General features: G+C 60.4%; 13 protein-coding genes, 5 tRNA genes and 1 pseudogene. 13 read left to right on the top strand and 6 right to left on the bottom strand.

Translation table 11 applies throughout. From position 1 onward, the window contains the following. Positions 1–67: 67 nt before the first annotated feature. Positions 68–143: transfer RNA gene (locus AC0J41_RS16350), tRNA-Asn, on the bottom strand. Between the two features lie 228 nt (positions 144–371). Between AC0J41_RS16350 and AC0J41_RS16345 the strand changes: the two genes are divergently transcribed. Beyond that, complete coding sequence (locus AC0J41_RS16345; RefSeq protein ID WP_025111168.1) at positions 372–602, top strand: hypothetical protein; 231 nt, start codon at positions 372–374, stop codon at positions 600–602. Here AC0J41_RS16345 and AC0J41_RS16340 read toward each other — a convergent pair. Beyond that, complete coding sequence (locus AC0J41_RS16340) at positions 599–799, bottom strand: hypothetical protein (protein WP_025111169.1); 201 nt, start codon at positions 797–799, stop codon at positions 599–601. The genes AC0J41_RS16345 and AC0J41_RS16340 overlap by 4 nt on opposite strands. A 222-nt stretch (positions 800–1021) precedes the next feature. Further along, positions 1022–2218, bottom strand: a complete 1197-nt coding sequence (locus AC0J41_RS16335) for an amino acid aminotransferase (protein WP_025111170.1) — start codon at positions 2216–2218, stop codon at positions 1022–1024. 337 nt (positions 2219–2555) lie between these two features. Between AC0J41_RS16335 and uvrB the strand changes: the two genes are divergently transcribed. After that, positions 2556–4571: an excinuclease ABC subunit UvrB gene (uvrB, locus tag AC0J41_RS16330; RefSeq protein ID WP_025111171.1), complete on the top strand. Its 2016-nt coding sequence runs from the start codon at positions 2556–2558 to the stop codon at positions 4569–4571. A gap of 79 nt (positions 4572–4650) precedes the next feature. Next, positions 4651–4746, top strand: a pseudogene (locus tag AC0J41_RS16325) (UvrB/UvrC motif-containing protein); the annotation flags it as partial. 113 nt (positions 4747–4859) lie between these two features. Here the strand turns inward: AC0J41_RS16325 and AC0J41_RS16320 are convergent. Then, positions 4860–6410, bottom strand: a complete 1551-nt coding sequence (locus tag AC0J41_RS16320) for an MDR family MFS transporter (protein ID WP_025111172.1) — start codon at positions 6408–6410, stop codon at positions 4860–4862. After that, positions 6400–7449, bottom strand: coding sequence for an HlyD family secretion protein (locus tag AC0J41_RS16315; protein WP_473013030.1), 1050 nt, complete (start codon positions 7447–7449; stop codon positions 6400–6402). The genes AC0J41_RS16320 and AC0J41_RS16315 overlap by 11 nt, the downstream gene beginning before the upstream one ends. Before the next feature lie 228 nt (positions 7450–7677). Here AC0J41_RS16315 and gltX point away from each other — a divergent pair, with 228 nt between their 5' ends. From gltX to AC0J41_RS16265, 10 genes are all read left to right on the top strand, one after another. Next, positions 7678–9159, top strand: coding sequence for a glutamate--tRNA ligase (gene gltX / locus AC0J41_RS16310; RefSeq protein ID WP_473013029.1), 1482 nt, complete (start codon positions 7678–7680; stop codon positions 9157–9159). A 203-nt stretch (positions 9160–9362) separates the two neighbouring features. Then, positions 9363–9438 (top strand) — tRNA-Ala (locus AC0J41_RS16305). A gap of 79 nt (positions 9439–9517) precedes the next feature. Continuing rightward, positions 9518–9593 (top strand) — tRNA-Glu (locus tag AC0J41_RS16300). Between the two features lie 53 nt (positions 9594–9646). Beyond that, a tRNA-Ala gene (locus tag AC0J41_RS16295) sits at positions 9647–9722 on the top strand. A gap of 78 nt (positions 9723–9800) precedes the next feature. Then, positions 9801–9876, top strand: a tRNA-Glu gene (locus AC0J41_RS16290). Positions 9877–10057: 181 nt separating this feature from the next. After that, the gene (locus AC0J41_RS16285) at positions 10058–10597 is read left to right on the top strand and encodes a TetR/AcrR family transcriptional regulator (RefSeq protein ID WP_025111175.1); all 540 of its coding nucleotides are present in this window, start codon (positions 10058–10060) and stop codon (positions 10595–10597) included. 29 nt (positions 10598–10626) lie between these two features. Continuing rightward, positions 10627–11460 (top strand): alpha/beta fold hydrolase, encoded by an 834-nt coding sequence (locus tag AC0J41_RS16280; RefSeq protein ID WP_025111176.1) that lies wholly within the window; start codon positions 10627–10629, stop codon positions 11458–11460. 47 nt (positions 11461–11507) lie between these two features. Continuing rightward, the gene (locus tag AC0J41_RS16275) at positions 11508–11957 is read left to right on the top strand and encodes an acyl-CoA thioesterase (RefSeq protein WP_025111177.1); all 450 of its coding nucleotides are present in this window, start codon (positions 11508–11510) and stop codon (positions 11955–11957) included. A 158-nt stretch (positions 11958–12115) separates the two neighbouring features. After that, positions 12116–13075 carry a tRNA dihydrouridine synthase gene (locus AC0J41_RS16270; RefSeq protein WP_473013028.1) on the top strand — a complete coding sequence of 320 codons (960 nt, stop codon included), beginning with the start codon at positions 12116–12118 and terminating at the stop codon, positions 13073–13075. A gap of 120 nt (positions 13076–13195) precedes the next feature. Further along, positions 13196–13639 carry an Hsp20 family protein gene (locus AC0J41_RS16265; RefSeq protein ID WP_025111179.1) on the top strand — a complete coding sequence of 148 codons (444 nt, stop codon included), beginning with the start codon at positions 13196–13198 and terminating at the stop codon, positions 13637–13639. A 46-nt stretch (positions 13640–13685) separates the two neighbouring features. Here the strand turns inward: AC0J41_RS16265 and AC0J41_RS16260 are convergent, their stop codons facing one another. Then, complete coding sequence (locus AC0J41_RS16260) at positions 13686–16964, bottom strand: sensor domain-containing protein (protein ID WP_473013027.1); 3279 nt, start codon at positions 16962–16964, stop codon at positions 13686–13688. Between the last annotated feature and the right edge of the window lie 42 nt (positions 16965–17006).

Genomic DNA, 17006 nt, shown 5'->3' with positions numbered 1-17006 from the left:
TTGCCGCGGGATTTTCCAGCGCCCACAAAAAAGCCCCTGAATCTTTCGATTCAGGGGCTTTGCTATTTGGCTCCACAACCTGGACTCGAACCAGGGACCCAATGATTAACAGTCATTTGCTCTACCAACTGAGCTATTGCGGAATTGGTGCGTATGTTACTGATTCAAAAAGAGAAGTCAAGCGTCGGGTATGAACTTTTTCGATTTGTCAGGACGGACGGTGATTTGTCAGTGATTAGCGATGACCGGAACCGCCTCACAGGTCTACCATGGTCGCCCGGAAGTGGTCACACGCGCTGCCGGCCATTCGCCGAAAAGGTACGCGCCATGAATCAATCCGTTCTCAATTCCCGCCCAAGCGAGGTGCTCGCATGAGCGTTGCACAGATCAGTCTGCCCAAAGGGGTGGGACCGCACGCCGAGAAACTCTTCGACGCGATCACTCAGGCCAGTACTGCTGAAGAATTGAACCGCGCTGGCGGCAAGGCTGAAGGGTTTGTTCTCGGTCTTGAAAGCACCAAGGCGATCAAGAGTCAGATCGCCGAATCGCTCTACGTCGCCTATGACGATGCCGCCAGTCAGCGCGCGAGCGAACTGGCTTAACTGCCGAAGGTGATGGTGCCCAGCATCAGTTTGGCGTAGGCCGCGGTCGCCGCCAGTTGCACCAGCCACAGGACCAGTCCCCCCAGGAAGACGCCAGCGGCAATTTGCAGCACCAGGCTTTTTTCACGTTTGGCCGAGGCGCGGGGGATGAAATCATCCAGATCGTCACGGTCGGCGCGCAGGTTGTCGTTTTTCATTTGGCTTCTCACAAAATTCTTGGATGTATACGAAACCTGTGGGAGCGAGCCTGCTCGCGAATGCTGTCAGCCACCCTCAATGGCGACTGACCCACCGCATTCGCGAGCAGGCTCGCTCCCACAATTCAGATTTGTGTGCAGTTTAGAGGGAATGTTGCATTTCCTCGGACAAATAAAAAACGGGAAGCCATCAGGCTTCCCGTTTTTCATCACGCAGCGAAATCAGATGACCTGAACGATCGCGTCTGTCACAGCCTTGATGTTGCTCTGGTTCAGTGCGGCCACGCAGATACGGCCGGTATCCAGCGCGTAGATGCCGAACTCGTTACGCAGGCGATGCACTTGTTCAGTGGTCAGGCCGGAGTAGGAGAACATGCCGCGCTGACGGCCAACGAAGCTGAAGTCACGTTGCGGGGCTTTTTCGGCCAGCAGGGCAACCATCTGCTCGCGCATGCCGCGAATGCGCAGACGCATTTCAGCCAGTTCGGCTTCCCACTGGGCGCGCAGTTCCGGGCTGTTGAGCACGGCGGCGACGACGCTGGCGCCATGGGTCGGCGGGTTGGAGTAGTTGGTGCGGATCACGCGTTTGACTTGCGACAGCACGCGCGCGCTTTCTTCTTTCGATTCGCTGACGATCGACAGGGCGCCAACGCGCTCGCCGTACAGCGAGAACGACTTGGAGAACGAGCTCGATACGAAGAAGGTCAGGCCCGATTCAGCGAACAGACGCACAGCCGCCGCGTCTTCGTCGATGCCGTCGCCGAAACCCTGGTAAGCCATGTCGAGGAACGGCACGTGACCTTTGGCCTTGACCACGTCCAGCACGTTTTTCCAGTCGGCCGGGGTCAGGTCAACGCCGGTCGGGTTGTGGCAGCAGGCGTGCAGCACAACGATCGAGCCGTTCGGCAGGGCGTTGAGGTCGTCGAGCATGCCGGCACGGTTCACGTCGTGGGTGGCTGCGTCGTAGTAACGGTAGTTCTGCACCGGGAAACCGGCGGTTTCGAACAGCGCGCGGTGGTTTTCCCAGCTCGGGTCGCTGATCGCCACGACGGCGTTCGGCAGCAATTGCTTGAGGAAGTCGGCACCGATTTTCAGTGCGCCGGTCCCGCCGACGGCCTGGGTGGTGACGATGCGACCGGCAGCGATCAGCGGCGAGTCGTTACCGAACAGCAGCTTTTGCACCGCCTGGTCGTAGGCCGCGATGCCGTCGATCGGCAAGTAGCCACGGGAGGCGTGCTGAGCAGCGCGAATGGTTTCGGCTTCGATCACGGCGCGCAGCAGGGGAATTCGCCCCTCTTCGTTGCAGTACACACCGACGCCCAGGTTGACCTTGGTGGTCCGGGTATCGGCGTTGAATGCTTCGTTGAGGCCCAGGATTGGATCGCGGGGTGCCATTTCGACAGCGGAGAACAGGCTCATTATTACGGCGGCTCTGAATGGATAATGGAGGGACGTGTGGCGCTCCAGCCGAATGCACTAGAGCGGTGCACAAACGGGGAGCTAGTATAGAGGCCATCAGCGAGCAATGGCGACAGGCGATTCAGCTTTTCAGGCAAGTTTCTCCGATTATTTCTTGACCGTTAGTCGATTGGTCTTGTCGGAGACTTTACCGGATGTAGGACGTTTGCCTTGAAAGGCGAGGCAATCGACTCCACATTGAGCACAATCTTCGTTTTTCCTTGGGCGACAACGGTCGTTTGCGGTCATCCCCGTGGCTCGGCTGTTTTCTGCGCGAGCCGCGATCCCAGAGGTGTGTATGTCCGAATTCCAGCTAGTCACCCGCTTTGAGCCCGCCGGCGATCAGCCGGAAGCCATCCGCCAACTGGTCGAGGGCATCGAAGCCGGGCTGGCCCACCAGACGCTGCTCGGTGTGACCGGCTCGGGCAAGACCTTCAGCATTGCCAACGTCATCTCGCAGATACAGCGTCCAACTCTGGTGCTGGCGCCGAACAAGACCCTGGCCGCGCAGCTGTACGGTGAGTTCAAGGCGTTCTTCCCGAACAACGCCGTTGAATATTTCGTTTCCTACTACGACTACTACCAGCCAGAAGCCTATGTGCCGTCGTCCGACACCTTCATCGAGAAGGACGCGTCGATCAACGACCACATCGAGCAGATGCGCCTGTCCGCGACCAAGGCGCTGCTTGAGCGCAAGGACGCAATCATCGTCACTACGGTGTCGTGCATCTACGGTCTGGGCAGTCCGGAAACTTATTTGAAGATGGTGTTGCACGTCGATCGTGGCGACAAACTCGATCAGCGTGCGCTGCTGCGACGCCTGGCCGACCTGCAATACACCCGCAACGACATGGACTTTGCCCGCGCGACCTTTCGTGTGCGCGGCGATGTGATCGACATCTATCCGGCGGAATCGGACCTTGAAGCGATCCGCATCGAGCTGTTCGACGATGAGGTGGAGAGCATTTCCGCGTTCGATCCGCTGACCGGCGAAGTCATCCGCAAGATGCCGCGCTTCACCTTCTATCCGAAGAGCCACTACGTGACGCCGCGTGAGACCCTGCTCGACGCGATCGAGCACATCAAGGTCGAATTGCAGGAACGCCTGGAATACCTGCGCAGCAACAACAAACTGGTGGAGGCTCAGCGCCTCGAGCAACGCACGCGTTTCGACCTGGAGATGATTCTCGAGCTGGGCTACTGCAACGGCATCGAAAACTACTCGCGCTACCTGTCCGGACGCCCGGCCGGTGCCGCGCCACCCACGCTCTACGATTACCTGCCGGCCGACGCCTTGCTGGTGATCGACGAATCCCACGTCAGCGTGCCGCAAGTGGGCGCGATGTATAAGGGCGACCGTTCGCGTAAAGAGACGCTGGTGGAATACGGTTTCCGTCTGCCCTCGGCACTGGACAACCGCCCAATGCGTTTTGACGAATGGGAAGGGGTGAGCCCGCAGACCATTTTCGTCTCGGCCACCCCGGGTAACTACGAAGCCGAGCATGCCGGGCGCGTGGTCGAGCAAGTGGTGCGTCCGACCGGTCTGGTCGACCCGCAAGTTGAAGTGCGCCCGGCGCTGACGCAGGTCGATGACCTGCTCTCGGAAATCACCAAGCGCGTGGCGGTCGAAGAGCGGGTGCTGGTCACCACGTTGACCAAGCGCATGGCCGAAGACCTCACCGATTACCTCGCTGACCACGGCGTGCGCGTGCGTTATCTGCACTCGGACATCGACACCGTCGAGCGGGTCGAAATCATCCGCGACTTGCGCCTGGGTACCTTCGATGTGCTGGTGGGGATCAACCTGCTGCGCGAAGGTCTGGACATGCCTGAGGTGTCGCTGGTGGCGATCCTCGATGCCGACAAGGAAGGTTTCCTGCGCTCCGAGCGCTCGCTGATCCAGACCATTGGCCGGGCTGCACGGAACCTCAACGGGCGAGCGATTCTCTACGCCGACCGCATTACGGGCTCCATGGAGCGGGCGATTGGCGAGACCGAGCGCCGTCGCGACAAACAGATCGCCTTCAACCTGGAAAACGGCATCACCCCCAAAGGTGTGTTCAAGGACGTCGCCGACATCATGGAAGGCGCCACCGTGCCCGGCTCGCGCAGCAAGAAGCGCAAGGGCATGGCCAAGGCCGCCGAAGAAAACGCCAAATACGAAGCCGAACTGCGCTCGCCGAGCGAAATCACCAAGCGCATTCGGGCGCTGGAAGAGAAGATGTATCAGCTGGCGCGGGATCTGGAGTTTGAGGCGGCGGCGCAGATGCGCGACGAGATTGCCAAGCTGCGTGAGCGGCTTTTGGCGGTTTGATCTTCATCGTCTGATCGGGCCTCTTCGCGAGCAAGCCCGCTCCCACATTGGATCTGTGTCGTTCACAAATCCCCTGTGGGAGATGTATCAACTGGCGTGGGATCTGGAGTTTGAGGCAGCGGCGCAGATGCGCGACGAGATTGCCAAGCTGCGTGAGCGGCTTTTGGCGGTTTGATCTTCATCGTCTGATCGGGCCTCTTCGCGAGCAAGCCCGCTCCCACAGGGGATTTGTGAATGCCACAGATCCAATGTGGGAGCGGGCTTGCTCGCGAATGGGGCAACGCGGTCTCAATGAGATTCCCCAGCCTTGAGTCCCTGTGGCAGTTTCTTGGTCAACAGAATCGCCAACATGCTGATCCCCAGCGCAATGCCGACAAAGTGAAACGCATCGTTGTAGGCCATGATCAGTGCCTGCTGATGCACGATTTCACTCAACTTGCCCAGCGCCGCCGTATCGCTGCCAAACCGGTCGGTCATCGACGCCAGGCGCTCGGCCACCTGCGGATTGGTCGGCACCACCGCCTCACGCAGGTAATCGAAATAGGTCTTGGTGCGGGCATCCAGCAGCGTGGCGAGCAGGGCGATGCCGATCGCACCGCCGAGGTTGCGCAGGATGTTGAACAGGCTCGACGCCGAGCCGGCGTCCTGCGGCAGGATGTAGGCCGTGGCGATCAGTGAAATGGTCACCATGATCAACGGTTGACCGAGGGCGCGGATGATCTGGATCTGGTTGAACTGCGGCCCGGCGAAATCCGGGTTGAGCACCCCTGACGAAAAACTCGCCAGCCCGAACAAGCCGAAGCCCAGCGTGCACAGCCACTTTGGCGAAACGAATTTCATCAACTTCGGTACCAGCGGAATCAGGAACAGTTGCGGCACGCCCATCCACATGATCACTTCGCCGATCTGCAGGGCGTTGTAGTTCTGGATCTGCGCCAGATACAGCGGCAACAGGTAAATCGAACCGTACAACCCGACGCCCATGCCCAGGCTGGAAATGCTCGACAGGCCGAAATTGCGATTGCGCAGGATGCCGAGGTTGATCAGCGGATTGGGTTTGGAGATCTGCACGATCACAAAGGTGATCAGGCTGATGAGGGCAATGCTGCCCAGGGTCACGATCAGATTCGATTCGAGCCAGTCCTTGCGGTGGCCTTCCTCGAGAAACACTTGCAGGCAACCGAGGCCGACACCGAGGGTGAGGATGCCGGTGTAGTCGGTGCTTTTCAGCAGTTCCCAGTGCGCCTCTTTCTTTTCCAGGCCATACATCAGCCCGGCGATCATGATCAGCCCTGGCGGGATGTTGATGTAGAAGATGTATTCCCAGCCCCAGTTTTCCGTGAGCCAGCCGCCGAGGGTGGGGCCGATGGAAGGGGCGAAGGTGGCGGTCATGGCGAACATCGCCATGCCTTTGGCGCGGTGGTGTTCGGGGAGTTTGATCAGGGTCAGGGTGAACGCCAGCGGGATCAGCGCACCGCCGGTGAAGCCCTGCATGGCGCGAAATACGATCATGCTTTCGAGGCTCCAGGCCATCGAGCACAGCAAGGACGAAACCAGAAACCCCAGTGACACCCACACCGCCAGCCGCCGTGCCGAGAGCAGCTGCACCAGCCACGCGGTCAGCGGAATCATGATGATTTCCGCGACCAGGTACGAGGTGGAAATCCACGAGCCTTCTTCCAGCGTCGCCGACAGCGCGCCCTGAATGTCTTTCAGGGAGGAGTTGGTGATCTGGATGTCGAGCACTGCCATGAACGCGCCGAGCATCACGCTCATCACCGCAATCCAATCGCGCCGGGTCGGTTCGCCAACCGGGCGGATCAGCGAATCACCGGCCATTGTCTGGGGCGTCTTTGATGTTCACGGTGGCGGTGACCGACATGCCCGGGCGGATTTTGCCGTGCAGCGGATTGTCGGCCTTGAACGTCAGTTTCACCGGAATCCGTTGCACGACTTTGGTGAAGTTGCCGGTGGCGTTGTCCGGCGGCAACAGGCTGAACTGCGCACCCGAGGCGGCGAACAGACTGTTGACCCGCGCTTCGATCGGCGTGTCACTGTAGGCGTCGAAGGTCAGCTCGGCTTTTTGTCCGGGAACCATGTGGCCGATCTGGGTTTCCTTGAAGTTGGCCTGGACCCAGATGTCTTCGTCCGGGACGATCGACAGCAGATAGGCGCCGGCCTGCACCACCTGACCATTGCGCGCGGCGCGCTGGCCGACCAGGCCGCTGATCGGTGCGTGGATTTCACTGCGGGTCAGGTTGAGTTCGGCTTGCGCCTGGTCGGCGCGGGCGTTGGCGATCTGCGCGTCGAGGCGTTTGATCTCGGCGGCGAGGGCATTGACCTGTTGGCGTTGGCTCTGGGCGTCGGCCTGGGCCTTGGCCACTTGTGAGCGAGCGATATGGGTGTCGGCGGAGAGGGTGGTGACCCGCTCTTCAGAGACATAGCCGGGTTTGCGCAGGGTCTCTGCCCGCGACAAGTCGATCTGCGAACGGCCGAGGGTGGCCTGGGTGGTTGCCACTTGTGCATCGCTGGCGGCGATCAGGCTTGATTGCTGGGTCAGCTTGCTTTGGGCTTGCAGGCGCTCGGCCTCGCGGGTGGCAAGCGCGGCGTTGGCGCGATCCACTGCCAGGCGGAAATCGTTGGGTTCAAGGCGTACCAGCAACTGGCCTTTTTCCACGTGCTGATTGTCCTGTACCAGCACTTCGTCGATGCGCGCGCTCAGCTGGCTCGATACACGAGTGATCTCGCCCTGGACATAGGCGTTGTCGGTGCTTTCATAAAAGCGTCCCTTGAAAAACCAATGGGCGAAGAAGCCCCCGGCAATCAACAGAACCAGCAGCAGGAAAATAAACAGGCGACGCTTGAGTTGGGCAGGCATGGGCAAACTGTAGTCGAGGAATTGTAAGGAAAGTTATCAGGAGGCGAATCTGGCACGAAGCCGATAAACGGTAAATGCCGTCGGCCGATATTCCGCCATTCACCGCACTCTATGGGCGTTCCAGCCGCAAACTTGGCTTATATGCCCTGCCCGCTGGAGCGGGGCGGGTGTCGCCTGTTACCATTCGCCGCTTGATTGTTCTGCTTTTCATTCTTTTCGAGACATGCCATGACCACCGTCCGTACTCGCATCGCGCCATCGCCTACCGGGGACCCCCACGTAGGTACCGCTTACATCGCATTGTTCAACTACTGCTTTGCCAAGCAGCATGGCGGTGAGTTCATCCTGCGCATCGAAGACACCGATCAGTTGCGTTCGACCCGCGAGTCCGAACAGCAGATCTTCGACGCCTTGCGCTGGTTGGGTATCGACTGGAGCGAAGGCCCGGACGTCGGCGGCCCGCACGGTCCGTACCGGCAGAGTGAGCGTGGCGATATCTATCAGAAGTATTGCCAGCAACTGGTCGACATGGGCCACGCGTTCCCGTGCTTCTGCACCGCTGAAGAGCTGGACCAGATGCGCGCCGAGCAAATGGCGCGTGGCGAAACCCCGCGTTACGACGGCCGCGCGCTGCTGCTGTCCAAGGAAGAAGTCGCCGCGCGTCTGGCGGCCGGCGAACCGCACGTAATCCGCATGAAGGTGCCGACCGAAGGCGTCTGCGTGGTGCCGGATATGTTGCGTGGCGATGTCGAGATCCCGTGGGATCGCATGGACATGCAAGTGCTGATGAAGACCGACGGCCTGCCGACTTATTTCCTCGCCAACGTGGTCGACGACCATCTGATGGGCATCACCCACGTGCTGCGCGGCGAAGAGTGGCTGCCGTCGGCACCGAAACTGATTCTGCTGTACGAATACTTCGGTTGGGAACAGCCTGAGCTGTGCTACATGCCGCTGCTGCGTAATCCGGACAAGAGCAAGCTGTCCAAGCGCAAGAACCCGACCTCGGTGACTTTCTACGAGCGCATGGGCTTCATGCCGGAAGCGATGCTCAACTACCTGGGCCGCATGGGCTGGTCGATGCCGGACGAGCGCGAAAAGTTCTCGCTGCAGGAAATGGTCGACAACTTCGATCTCAAGCGCGTATCGCTCGGCGGGCCGATCTTCGACATCGAAAAACTGTCGTGGCTCAACGGCCAGTGGCTGCGTGATCTGCCGGTGGAAGAATTTGCCGCGCGTGTGCAGAAGTGGGCGTTCAACTCCGATTACATGATGAAGATCGCGCCGCTGGTTCAGGGCCGCGTGGAAACCTTCAGCCAGGTTGCACCGCTGGGAGGCTTCTTCTTTGCTGGTGGCGTCAATCCGGATGCCAAGCTGTTCGAATCGAAGAAGCTTTCGGGCGATCAGGTACGCCAGTTGATGCAGCTGATTCTGTGGAAGCTCGAAAGCCTGCGTCAGTGGGAGAAGGACAGCATCACCGCAACGATTCAGGCGGTGGTCGAATCCCTCGAGCTGAAACTGCGTGATGCGATGCCGCTGATGTTTGCCGCAATCACTGGGCAGGCGAGTTCGGTGTCGGTGCTCGATGCGATGGAAATCCTCGGTCCCGACCTGACCCGTTTCCGTCTGCGCCAGGCGATTGATCTGCTGGGCGGCGTGTCGAAGAAAGAAAACAAAGAGTGGGAAAAGCTGCTGGGCGCGATTGCCTAAGCACACTTGACTCTGCAGGAACCGCCGAAGGCCGGGATCGTTTGATTCCGGCCTTCGGCGTTTTTCCCCCGGATTTTCGGGGGGAGGGCGGTAAGTGATTGTTATGCCGACAAAAAACTTTGAAATTTTTCAAAAATAAGTTTGACAGGCTTTCGATACGCCCTTAAGATTCGCCCCGTCCTCAGCGATGACATCAACGATGAGGGGCTATAGCTCAGCTGGGAGAGCGCTTGCATGGCATGCAAGAGGTCGACGGTTCGATCCCGTCTAGCTCCACCAATTTACACTTCGAAGCCTGGCCACACCGGCTTCGAAGCGATCAACACTCAGCGTTGATCAGTTGTATAGAAGGGTTTGCGTCCCCTTCGTCTAGTGGCCTAGGACACCGCCCTTTCACGGCGGTAACAGGGGTTCGAGTCCCCTAGGGGACGCCAGTTTTACAGAAGTGATGTTGCAAGATGTCACTCCGCCGCGAGGCGAAAAATCCGGGGCTATAGCTCAGCTGGGAGAGCGCCTGCATGGCATGCAGGAGGTCAGCGGTTCGATCCCGCTTAGCTCCACCAATTTACACTTCAAGGTCTGGCCACACCGGCCTTGAAGCGATCAGCACTCAGCACTGATCAGTTGTAGAAGGGTTTTGCGTCCCCTTCGTCTAGTGGCCTAGGACACCGCCCTTTCACGGCGGTAACAGGGGTTCGAGTCCCCTAGGGGACGCCACGATTACCCGCTCTGCGGGATTTATAAGGGTCATTCAATTATTGAATGGCCCTTTTGTTTGTCTGGCGTTTGGCCAACTCTCCTTTTTCCTTACACTGTGCTTCAGACCAGCGGTCATATCCTCGACTTGCAGAATATTATTATGCGAATAATATTCTAGTCGTAATATTCGGAGGCAACGATGAACGATAAAAAAGCTCAAACCCGCGAACGCATCCTCAAGGCTGCCAGTGCCGCACTGATCCAGCGTGGCCCGGCAGACCCCAGCGTGGGCGAAGTGATGGGCGCCGCCGGCCTGACCGTCGGTGGTTTCTATGCGCACTTCGAAAGCAAGGACGCGATGATGCTTGAGGCGTTCAAGCAATTGCTTGGCCGCCGACGCGACCTGATTGCCGACATGGACTCCGAGCTGACCGGTGAAGAGCGTCGTGCGCTGGTGGCTGCGTTTTATCTGTCGCGCAAACACCGTGATTCCAGTGAGTCGGCGTGTCCGATCCCGGCGTCGATCGGCGAACTGGGTCGTTTGCCGGAGTCATTCCGGATCGCGCTGAACGAGCACCTGGAACTGATGATTGCGCAGTTGGCGTCCAGCCCCGAGGACACCGACAAAGCGTTGGCCGATGTGGCTTTGATGGTAGGTGGTCTGGCGCTGGCTAGGGCGCTGGGCCCGGGGGATTTATCCGATCGATTGCTGCGCGCGGCCAAGTCGGCGGTGCGTTGACCTGAAGGCCACAGCCTGAGGAGAGAGCGATGAGCACGTTGAAGTGGGTTCGTGGCGTTAATGGCACCTTGGGCTGGTTTGCACCGAAATTGGTGGCGAGCAAAATGCGTCTGGCATTCATGACGCCGCGCGCACTGCCACTGCGTGATTGGGAGTTGCCGCTGCTGGCGAGTTCCGAGCGGATCACCTTGCGCTTTGGTCTGTCAGCCCTGCGCTGGGGTCAAGGCCCGACCGTATTGCTGATGCACGGTTGGGAAGGCCGGCCAACCCAGTTTGCGGCTCTGATCACCGCGCTGGTCGAGGCTGGCTACACTGTCGTTGCGCTGGATGGTCCGGCCCACGGTCGCTCCCCGGGGCGTGAAGCCAATGTCGTGCTGTTTGCTCGGGCGATGCTTGAAGCCGCTGCCGAGTTGCCACCGCTGCAAGCGGTCATCGGCCACTCCATGGGCGGCGCCAGCGCCATGCTCGCCGTGCAATTGGGATTGCGCACCGAAACCCTCGTCAGTATCGCTGCGCCCGCAAGGATACTCGGCGTGCTGCGTGGTTTCGCCCGGTATGTCGGCATGCCGCCGAGGGCGCGTTCCGCGTTCATCCGGCAGGTCGAGCGGGATGTCGGCATGCGCGCAGCCACGCTGGATGTCGCGCACTATCAACTGGATATGCCCGGGCTGATCGTGCATGCCGAGGACGACAGCTTCGTCTCGGTCAAGGAATCGCAACTGATCCACGAATCCTGGTTCGACAGCCGTTTGCTGCGCCTGGAAAGCGGCGGTCACCAGCGCGTGCTGGCCGACCCCCGGGTGGTTGATGGCGTGTTATCACTGTTGGCGGGGCGCAGTCTTCAAGCGCGGCAATCGGCCTGAGCATCCGTTACACTGCCCCGGTTGAATAATCTGACCGGGAGTGGGGCATGGGCTGGGATCGGGCAACGCCGTTCACCATTGATCTGCAAGTAGGCGCCGAGGATATCGACGGGCTGGGCCACGCGAACAACGCGGTGTACGTGACCTGGCTTGAACGCTGCGCCTGGCGCCACTCGCAGCGTCTTGGGCTGGATCTGGTCGAGTACCGGCGCCTGGATCGGGCGATGGCGGTGGTGCGTCACGAAATCGATTATCTGGCGGCCGCCTACGAAGGCGATGAGCTGCAATTGGCGACCTGGATCGTCGATTGGGACCAGCGCCTGAAAATGACCCGGCATTTCCAACTGATTCGCCCCAGCGACAACACCACCCTGTTGCGCGCCCAGACCACCTTCGTCTGCATCGAACTGTCCACCGGCAAGCCCAAGCGCATGCCGGCGGAGTTTATCGAAGGTTACGGCCCGGCGATCCAGTCTCTCGAGTCAGCGAATATCTGAATGTGGGAGCGGGCTTGCTCGCGAAAGCGGTGGATCAGCTAAATGAATGCTGACTGACACGACGCCTTCGCGAGCAAGCCCGCTCCCACAGGGATCTGCGATTTCTTGCGATATCCAGTAAACTGCCGCACGTTTTTTCCTTGAGTAGTGTTTTCCCCATGCAAATTGCTCTGGCGCCCATGGAGGGGTTGGTCGACGATATCCTGCGCGACGTGCTGACCCGCGTTGGCGGCATCGACTGGTGCGTGACCGAATTCATTCGGATCAACGATCAGTTGCTCACCCCGGCCTACTTTCACAAGTTCGGCCCGGAGCTGCTCAACGGCGCCCGCACCCGGTCCGGCGTACCGTTGCGCGTGCAGTTGTTGGGTTCCGATCCGGTGTGCCTGGCGGAAAATGCTGCGCTGGCCTGCGAACTCGGCTCCGAAGTGATCGACCTGAACTTCGGCTGCCCGGCCAAGACCGTCAACAAATCCCGGGGCGGGGCGGTGCTGCTCAAGGAGCCGGAGCTGCTCAACAGCATCGTCGAGCACGTGCGTCGTGCCGTGCCGGCGCACATCCCGGTGACTGCGAAGATGCGCCTGGGCTTCGACAGTCCGGACGGCTCGCTGGTCTGCGCGACTGCGCTGGCCGAGGGTGGCGCCGAACACATCGTGGTTCACGCCCGGACCAAGGTCGATGGCTACAAGCCGCCGGCGCACTGGGAGTGGATCCCGCGGGTGCAGGAGGTGGTCAAGGTGCCGGTGTTCGCCAATGGTGACATCTGGAGCGTCGAAGACTGGCGGCGTTGCCGCGAGATCAGCGGCGTGGAAGACATCATGCTCGGGCGCGGCCTGGTGTCGCGCCCCGACCTGGCCAAACAGATCGCTGCCGCCCGCGCCGGCGAGGAAGTGGTCGAGATGACCTGGGCCGAACTGTTGCCGCTGATCCAGGACTTCTGGCTGCAGGCCAAGGCGCAGATGACTGCGCGGCAATCGCCGGGTCGGTTGAAGCAATGGCTGGCGATGCTGACGCGCAATTATCCCGAGGCTACCGAGCTGTTTACCGTGCTGCGTCGCGAGACAGAACCGGATCAGGTCTCGCGTTTGCTGGGGTTGCCGGTTGCCGAAGCGGCCTGAAAAAAACTGCAAATAATCTCTTGAAATCATTTCAGCGGTCCCTATCTAAGGGGTACGCGATGCCGAATTCGGGTCGCGGAGACACAAAAACTTGCTGATTGTTTTCAGGAGATTTGAACCATGAGTACTGCATTTTCCCTCGCTCCACTGTTCCGTTCCTCGGTAGGTTTCGACCGCTTCAACGATCTGTTCGAAACCGCCCTGCGCAACGAGCCAGGCAGCACCTATCCACCGTACAACGTGGAAAAACACGGTGACGATCAATACCGCATCGTCGTAGCGGCAGCCGGTTTCCAGGAAGAAGACCTGGAGCTGCAAGTCGAGAAGGGTGTGCTGACCATCAGTGGCGGCAAGCGTGATGCCAACGAAGGCGTGACCTTCTTGCATCAGGGCATTGCCCAGCGTGCTTTCAAGCTGTCCTTCCGCCTGGCCGATCACATCGAGATCAAGGCCGCCGATCTGAGCAACGGTCTGCTGAGCATCGACCTGTTGCGGGTGATCCCGGAAGAAGCGAAAGCCAAGCGCATCCCGATCAACGGGGTGCAGAAGCCGGCTCTGCAATAAGGCCGAGCAAGAAAAAGGGCGCCAATGGCGCCCTTTTTTGTGCCCGTCATTCGAGCATCGTTTTCAACGCCTCCAGCGCCACCGGGCGACTGTGCAGATAGCCCTGATACAAATGGCAGCCCAGTCCCTGCAAAAACGCCAGTTGTTCCGGTGTTTCCACGCCCTCGGCAATCACCTCCAGTTCCAGGCTGCGGGCCATGGCGACGATGGCGCGGATGATCTCGGCGTCGTTGGGGTCGGTGGTCGCGTCGCGGATGAACGACTGGTCGATTTTCAGGGTGTCCACCGGCAGGCGCTTGAGGTAGGTCAGTGACGAGTAGCCGGTGCCGAAGTCGTCCATGGCGAAGCTCACGCCGAGCTTTTTCAGGCGGCGCATCTTGCTGATGGTGTCTTCCAGGTTCTGGATGACGATGCCCTCGGTAATCTCCAGTTTCAGCAGCGAGCAGGGCAGGCCGTGGCTGGTCATGCTGTGTTCGATACGTTCGACGAAGTCGTTCTGGCGGAACTGCCGTGGGCTGATGTTCACACAGAGGCTGAAATTGAGAGGGTCGATCAGCTTCAAGGCGATCAGTTGCTTGAACGCTTCGCAAGCCTCGTCGAGGATCCAGGTGCCGACTTCCAGAATCAGCCCGCTTTCCTCCAGCACCTTGATGAACTCGGTGGGCGATTGCGCGCCGAGTTCCGGGTGATTCCAGCGCACCAGTGCCTCGGCGCCGATGATGCGGTTGTCCCGTGCGTTGACCTGCGGCTGGAAGTGCACGTTGAATTCGCCGCGAGACAGCGCCAGGCGCAAGTCGGTCTCCATGCGCAGCCGTTCGCTGGCGGCTTTCTGCATGGTGTTGTGGTACATCTGCGTGGTGTTGCGCCCGGAATCCTTGGCCCGGTACAGCGCGATGTCGGCGCGCTTGAGCAGGTCGGTCGGGGTCGAGCCGTGATCGGGAATCAGCGCCACGCCGATGCTCGGCGTCACTTGCAGGCGCTGGCCGTCGAGGAACATCGGTTCCGACAGCAGTTCGCGAATGGTGTCGGCCAACTCGCGCACTTGCACACTGACCTCGTTGCGCGTGCCCTCCAGGCCACTGAGCAACACTACGAATTCATCGCCGCCCAGGCGTGCGACGGTGTCTTCCATGCGTACGCTGGCTTCGAGCCGTGCGGTGATGATTTTCAGCACGGTGTCGCCGACCGGGTGACCCAGCGAGTCGTTGATGTGCTTGAAGTGGTCAAGGTCGAGGAACAGCAGTGCGCCGCGCAGATTGTGTCGTTTGAGCAGGGCGATCTGCTGGCTCAGGCGATCCATCAGTAAGGCGCGGTTGGGCAGGTTGGTCAGCGGGTCGTGATAGGCCAGGTGACGGATCTGCGCTTCAGCGTTCTTCAGCAGACTGACGTCCCGCGCTGTCAGCAGCAGGCATGCGGTTTCGTTGAGGGTGATCGGTTCGATCGACACTTCGACCGTCAGCAGTTCGCCACGCTTGTTGCGCCCGAGCATTTCCTGATGATGCACGCGGCCCTTGATCTGCAGTTCGGCGAGCAGCGCCGAGCGTTGTTTTTCCTCGGCCCAGATGCCGATCTGGTAGACGGTTTTACCCACCACTTCTTCGGCGCGATAGCCGGTGAGGCGGCAGAAGCCGTCGTTGACCTCCAGATAGCGCCCGGTGTCGCGCTCGGTGATGGTGATGGCATCGGGACTGGAGTGGAACGCTTTGGCGAATTTCTCTTCGCTGGCCTTGAGTGCGGCCTCGGAGCGCTGCTGTTGGGTGATGTCGCGCAGGGTGGTGACGATACACGGCTGATTGCCGACGCTGATCTGCCGGCTGGAAATCACGCAAGTCAGCGACTGCCCGTCCTTGTGCTGGACGATGATCGCGACATTGCTCAGGCCCTGTTCGCGGATCACCCGTTCGATGCGTTGCAGGCTCTTCGCCGAGGCGTCCCACAGACCGATGTCTTCGGCGGTGCGGCCGATCACATCGGCGGCGCTCCAGCCGAAGGTCTGGGTGAAGCTGTTGTTGATTTCGATGAATTCGCCGCTGTCCTGACGGGTCACGCAGATCGGGTCGGGGCTGACCTGGAACAGCGTGGCGAACTTCTCTTCCGAGGCGACCAGGCGCTGCTCGCGCTCGACCTGATCGGTGATGTCCAGCAAGGTCCCGGCCATGCGCAGCGGGGCGCCGTTTTCGTCGCGGTAGAGGCGGGCGCGACTTTCCAGATAGCGCGAGCTGCCATCCGGCAGTTGCACGCGATAGGTCAGTTGATAGTTGCCGGCCGGGCCTTCACGCAGGCTGCGATAGGCATCGCGCATGCTGTCACGTTCCTCGCCGGGCACGCCTTCGAAAAACTCCTCGAACGACTCGTGAAACGGTATCGGCTCCAGCCCGTGCAGTTGCGCCGCTCGCGCCGAGCCGTAAAGCATGCCGCTGGGGATGTGCCAGTCCCAGGTGCCGAGCTGTGCCGAGTCCAGCGCCAGGTCAAGGCGTTCCTGACTGTCTTTCAAGGCGTGTTCGGCGGCTTTGCGTTCGGTGGTGTCGAGGAAGGTGCTCAGCAGGTAGGGCTGGCCCTCGAGTTCGACCTTCTGCGCGCTGAGGATGCCGTCATGAATCTGCCCGTTGCTGGCGCGAAACTGCACTTCCATGCTTATCAGTTCGCCTTTGGCCTTGGTCTTTTTCACCAGTTCGGCGCGTTGTTCCGGGTGTACCCACAAACCCAGCTCCAGCGTGGTGCGGCCAATGGCGCTCTGCACCGGCCAGCCGAACAGGCTTTCGAAATACTGATTGGCCTCGCTGATCAGGCCGTCCTCCTGGCGCGTCAGCAGCACCATGTTCGGGCACAGATGGAAGAGGGTGGCGAAACGTTTCTCGGAACTGCTGAGGGCCTGTTCGCGCTGGCGCTGGTGGGTGATTTCGCGAATCACCCCGATCATTCGGGGGCGGCCGTGTTTGTCCGGCAGCAGGCTGCCGCTGATCTCCAGCCAGTGCAGGCTGCCGTCGGGCCAGCGGATACGGTGGTGCATCGCCTGTTCCAGTGGCGCGCCGGCAATCACCGCGTGGAAGGCGCGAACGGTTTTCGCCCGGTCTTCGGGCGGCAACAGGTCGAGGTATTCCAGATCTTCGGGCAGCGGTTGCCGTGGATCGAAGCCGAACAGCGCCTGGGTGCCCCGTGACCAACTGATCTGCCCGCGCTCGATGTCCCAGTACCAAGCGCCGAGTCGGGCGCCGTTGAGCGCGGCCAGCAATTGCGGCGCACTCTCCCAGCTCTGCTCGGAACGTCGCGGATCAATGGCCTGAATACGCGGCATCGGCGGAATTCGGTCAACAGATTTCGGCATTGTTAACGGGCCTTGAGCTGATGGTGGCGTTAGGCACAGGGA

The sequence above is a fragment of the Pseudomonas sp. Arb-4-2C genome, from assembly GCF_055755015.1.
This window is presented reverse-complemented; position numbering and strand designations above follow the sequence as displayed.

Bases quoted from the DNA above. Each gene is read 5' to 3' on its own strand.
- AC0J41_RS16265 (WP_025111179.1), top strand. From the start codon at position 13,196: ATGAGTACTGCATTTTCCCTCGCTCCACTGTTCCGTTCCTCGGTAGGT.
- AC0J41_RS16315 (WP_473013030.1), bottom strand. From the start codon at position 7,449: ATGCCTGCCCAACTCAAGCGTCGCCTGTTTATTTTCCTGCTGCTGGTT.
- AC0J41_RS16285 (WP_025111175.1), top strand. From the start codon at position 10,058: ATGAACGATAAAAAAGCTCAAACCCGCGAACGCATCCTCAAGGCTGCC.
- AC0J41_RS16260 (WP_473013027.1), bottom strand. From the start codon at position 16,964: ATGCCGAAATCTGTTGACCGAATTCCGCCGATGCCGCGTATTCAGGCC.
- AC0J41_RS16270 (WP_473013028.1), top strand. From the start codon at position 12,116: ATGCAAATTGCTCTGGCGCCCATGGAGGGGTTGGTCGACGATATCCTG.
- AC0J41_RS16320 (WP_025111172.1), bottom strand. From the start codon at position 6,410: ATGGCCGGTGATTCGCTGATCCGCCCGGTTGGCGAACCGACCCGGCGC.
- AC0J41_RS16345 (WP_025111168.1), top strand. From the start codon at position 372: ATGAGCGTTGCACAGATCAGTCTGCCCAAAGGGGTGGGACCGCACGCC.
- uvrB (WP_025111171.1), top strand. From the start codon at position 2,556: ATGTCCGAATTCCAGCTAGTCACCCGCTTTGAGCCCGCCGGCGATCAG.
- AC0J41_RS16335 (WP_025111170.1), bottom strand. From the start codon at position 2,218: ATGAGCCTGTTCTCCGCTGTCGAAATGGCACCCCGCGATCCAATCCTG.
- AC0J41_RS16280 (WP_025111176.1), top strand. From the start codon at position 10,627: ATGAGCACGTTGAAGTGGGTTCGTGGCGTTAATGGCACCTTGGGCTGG.
- gltX (WP_473013029.1), top strand. From the start codon at position 7,678: ATGACCACCGTCCGTACTCGCATCGCGCCATCGCCTACCGGGGACCCC.
- AC0J41_RS16275 (WP_025111177.1), top strand. From the start codon at position 11,508: ATGGGCTGGGATCGGGCAACGCCGTTCACCATTGATCTGCAAGTAGGC.
- AC0J41_RS16340 (WP_025111169.1), bottom strand. From the start codon at position 799: ATGAAAAACGACAACCTGCGCGCCGACCGTGACGATCTGGATGATTTC.